This is a genomic window from Pseudomonas sp. Nvir, assembly GCF_963778085.1.
Classification (GTDB): domain Bacteria; phylum Pseudomonadota; class Gammaproteobacteria; order Pseudomonadales; family Pseudomonadaceae; genus Aquipseudomonas; species Aquipseudomonas juntendi.
Genome location: NZ_CAVZVN010000003.1, coordinates 1 through 4,055, shown reverse-complemented (window position 1 = coordinate 4,055; position 4,055 = coordinate 1). Strand labels below are relative to the sequence as shown.

Sequence of the window (4,055 nt, the reverse complement as noted above, 5' to 3'; positions counted from 1 at the left end):
AGACGCGCTTTATCAAGCCGACCCGGGAGCTGATTAGCCAGGTCGTCCACCACTTCTGCTGGCACTAAAATCGCCCTCTTTTTCCGCCCCGTTCTCCTGGGGCGGAACGGTGACGATCGTCACATTTCCATAAGCGATGCTTATCCAGCGACCCCTGAATTAAATTTCGCAAATTACGGCGATTTACTCGTTTGCTGAAGCGATTTCGCAGTAATTGACGTGGGGGTATTTACGTGGCTTTATAAAAGACGGGTTGCTTATCCGTTGCTCACGTTCCAGCGCAGCGGATATAACAAAATAAAATGAGATGGGGTGTCTGGGGTAACATGAACGAACAATATTCCGCATTGCGTAGTAATGTCAGTATGCTCGGCAAGGTGCTGGGCGATACCATCAAGGATGCATTGGGAGAAAATATTCTTGATCGTGTCGAAACTATCCGTAAGTTGTCCAAATCTTCACGCGCCGGCAACGAAGCTAACCGCCAGGAGCTGCTGACCACGCTGCAGAATTTGTCTAACGACGAACTGCTGCCGGTTGCCCGTGCCTTCAGCCAGTTTCTGAATCTGGCGAACACCGCTGAGCAGTATCACAGCATTTCGCCGAATGGCGAAGCGGCCAGCAATCCGGAAGTCATTGCGCGTACCCTGAGAAAGCTCAAAGACCAACCCAATCTCAACGAAGACACCATTAAAAAAGCGGTGGAATCTCTGTCTCTGGAGCTGGTATTAACCGCCCACCCGACCGAGATCACCCGCCGGACGCTGATCCATAAAATGGTGGAAGTGAACAGCTGCCTCAAGCAACTGGACAATAAAGACATCGCCGACTACGAACACCATCAGCTGATGCGCCGTCTGCGCCAGCTGATCGCCCAGTCCTGGCATACTGACGAGATCCGTAAATACCGCCCGTCTCCGGTCGACGAAGCCAAATGGGGCTTCGCGGTGGTGGAAAACAGCCTGTGGGAAGGGGTGCCTAACTATCTGCGCGAGCTGAACGAACAGCTGGAAGCCAACCTTGGCTATCAGCTGCCGGTGGACTTCGTCCCGGTGCGTTTCACCTCGTGGATGGGCGGCGACCGCGACGGCAACCCGAACGTGACCGCCGACATCACCCGCCACGTGCTGCTGCTCAGCCGCTGGAAAGCCACCGATCTGTTCCTCAAAGACGTGCAGGTGCTGATCTCCGAGCTGTCGATGGTGGAGTGTACCGACGAACTTCGCGCGCTGGCTGGCGCCGAGGGTGCTCAGGAACCGTACCGTTATCTGATGAAGAAACTGCGCACTCAGCTGATGGAGACCCAGGCCTGGCTGGAAGCGCGCCTGAAAGGTCAGAAGCTGCCGAAACCGGCGGGACTGATCACTCAGAACGAGCAGCTGTGGGAACCGCTGTACGCCTGCTATAAATCGCTGCAGGCCTGCGGCATGGGCATTATCGCCAACGGCGAACTGCTCGACACCCTGCGCCGCGTGAAGTCTTTCGGCGTACCACTGGTGCGTATTGATATCCGTCAGGAAAGCACTCGCCATACCGAAGCGCTGGGCGAAATGACCCGTTACCTCGGGATCGGCGATTACGAAAGCTGGTCAGAAGCCGACAAACAGGCTTTCCTGATCCGCGAACTGAACTCCAAACGTCCGTTGCTGCCGCGTCAGTGGGAGCCAAGCGAAGAGACGCGCGAAGTCCTCGATACCTGCAAAGTGATCGCCGAGGCGCCGCGCGGATCGATCGCCGCCTACGTGATCTCGATGGCCAAAACGCCGTCCGACGTGCTGGCGGTTCATCTGCTGCTGAAAGAGGCCGGGATTGGTTTTGCTCTGCCGGTGGCCCCGCTGTTCGAAACGCTGGACGACCTGAACAACGCCAACGATGTCATGACTCAGCTGCTGAATATCGACTGGTACCGCGGCTTTATCCAGGGCAAGCAGATGGTCATGATTGGCTATTCTGACTCCGCCAAAGATGCTGGCGTGATGGCCGCCTCATGGGCGCAGTACCAGGCGCAGGACGCGCTGATCAAAACCTGTGAGAAAGCCGGTATCGAACTGACGCTGTTCCACGGACGCGGCGGTTCCATCGGCCGCGGCGGCGCGCCAGCCCACGCGGCGCTGCTCTCGCAGCCGCCGGGAAGCCTGAAAGGCGGCCTGCGCGTCACCGAGCAGGGCGAGATGATCCGCTTTAAGTACGGCCTGCCGGAAGTGACCATCAGCAGTCTGTCGCTATATACCAGCGCCATTCTGGAAGCCAACCTGCTGCCGCCGCCGGAACCGAAAGCCGAATGGCGCGACATCATGGCTGAGCTGTCCGACGTCTCCTGCAAGATGTATCGCGGCTACGTACGTGAAAACAAAGATTTCGTGCCTTACTTCCGCTCTGCGACTCCGGAGCAGGAGCTGGGCAAACTGCCGCTGGGTTCGCGTCCGGCAAAACGTCGCCCGACCGGCGGCGTCGAGTCGCTGCGCGCCATTCCGTGGATCTTCGCCTGGACCCAGAACCGCCTGATGCTACCGGCCTGGCTGGGCGCTGGCGCCGCGCTGCAGAAGGTGGTCGAAGGTGGAAAACAGAGTGAACTGGAAGCGATGTGTCGCGACTGGCCGTTCTTCTCCACCCGCCTTGGCATGCTGGAAATGGTTTACTCGAAGGCCGACCTGTGGCTGGCGGAGTACTACGATCAGCGCCTGGTGAAGCCGGAGCTGTGGGCGCTGGGTACCGAGCTGCGTAAGCTGCTGGCTGCCGACATCAACGTCGTGTTGGCCATCGCCAATGACTCCCATCTGATGGCCGACCTGCCGTGGATCGCCGAGTCTATCCAGCTGCGTAATATCTATACCGACCCGCTGAACGTCCTGCAGGCGGAACTGCTGCACCGTTCACGCCAGGCCGAAGAAGCAGGCAAGGACCCGGATCCGCGCGTTGAACAAGCGCTGATGGTCACCATCGCCGGCGTTGCCGCCGGTATGCGTAACACCGGCTAATCGAAGCCTCTCTCCCCCGGCCGCCCGGTCGGGGGATTTTCACCTGTTCTAGTGGTGCAGCATCTCATCAACGATCTGCTCTTTATGCAGCGCATATGGATAATAGGTCGGCCAGTTATCCATCTCTTTCAGCAACGCCTCCTGTGATTCATTGCCCATGAAAATATGGAAATGCTGCGATTTACGCGGGCCAATAATATGGTCGCTGAACTGCACAAATTTCGGCGCGTTGGCATCGCCCTGCTGGCACTCAAACAGGTAACGTACGCCCTTCTTGCCGGAGGCGTAATGCAGAATTTTGTAGCCTGAATAGCGGTATTTGCAGCTGTTGACGGTCTCGCCAACGTGGAACTCAATCACATCATTTTCAATGCCAATCTGCTCCACATCGGTGGCGTAGCCCTTCTTATAATAAGCGCGATACTCCTCGACGCTCTTGCCGCCGGGCTTTTTCGCCTTCTGCTCCAGCACCGGATCGAGGTCGCCATTGAGCAGATACGGGTTTACCGACTGCCAGACGCCCTCCCAGTCGCTCAGCGCGCGGTCCTGCACATTTTTATCGGCAAAAATGCCTTCGCTGGCCTGACGCTCGATGTCGGTTAACGCCGGGCCATGGTTATGATTGCCGTGGGCAAACGCCTGGGCGCTGGCTAACGCCATGCCGAATCCAAAGGCCAGCAGGGGGATCTTTCTGGTCATTACTCTCTCCTGAGTTTGCTATCAATGGCGACAAATTGTTACGATATAACATATCTTATCTGGGAAGCAAGCGTGACTGGCAAGCGCTTTTACCGCTGGAAAAATGTCCGGTATGATGAAAGAGGTGATGCGCTGAACGGAAGAATGATGGACAACGATATCAATCAACTTATTGATTCATTCCTAAAAAAACAGAATGATATCGGCCGGGTCTATTTTGCCGGCGAGATGCGCTCGCCTGCTGAGCCGGTAGTGCAGGTTGATTTTCCCCGTCTGAACATCATCCTCAATGGGCAGTTGCCCGACCGGGCACTCGGCAAAAACGCCAGCCCTCTTGAGGCGAACGACGTGCTCTATATCCCTGGCGATAGCTGGAAC

3 protein-coding genes are annotated in these 4,055 nt (G+C 57.0%); 2 read left to right on the top strand and 1 reads right to left on the bottom strand.

What is annotated here, in order from left to right:
* Window positions 1–326: 326 nt before the first annotated feature.
* Window positions 327–2,978, top strand: a complete 2,652-nt coding sequence (gene ppc, locus AACG97_RS00045) for a phosphoenolpyruvate carboxylase (protein ID WP_008807858.1) — start codon at window positions 327–329, stop codon at window positions 2,976–2,978.
* A gap of 48 nt (window positions 2,979–3,026) precedes the next feature.
* On the opposite strand, the gene zinT is transcribed toward ppc, so the two are convergent.
* The gene (gene zinT / locus AACG97_RS00040) at window positions 3,027–3,677 is read right to left on the bottom strand and encodes a metal-binding protein ZinT (protein WP_008807859.1); all 651 of its coding nucleotides are present in this window, start codon (window positions 3,675–3,677) and stop codon (window positions 3,027–3,029) included.
* 72 nt (window positions 3,678–3,749) lie between these two features.
* Between zinT and AACG97_RS00035 the strand changes: the two genes are divergently transcribed.
* Window positions 3,750–4,055 (top strand): hypothetical protein (locus tag AACG97_RS00035; RefSeq protein WP_338463207.1); only part of this gene is annotated, 306 nt, incomplete at its 3' end.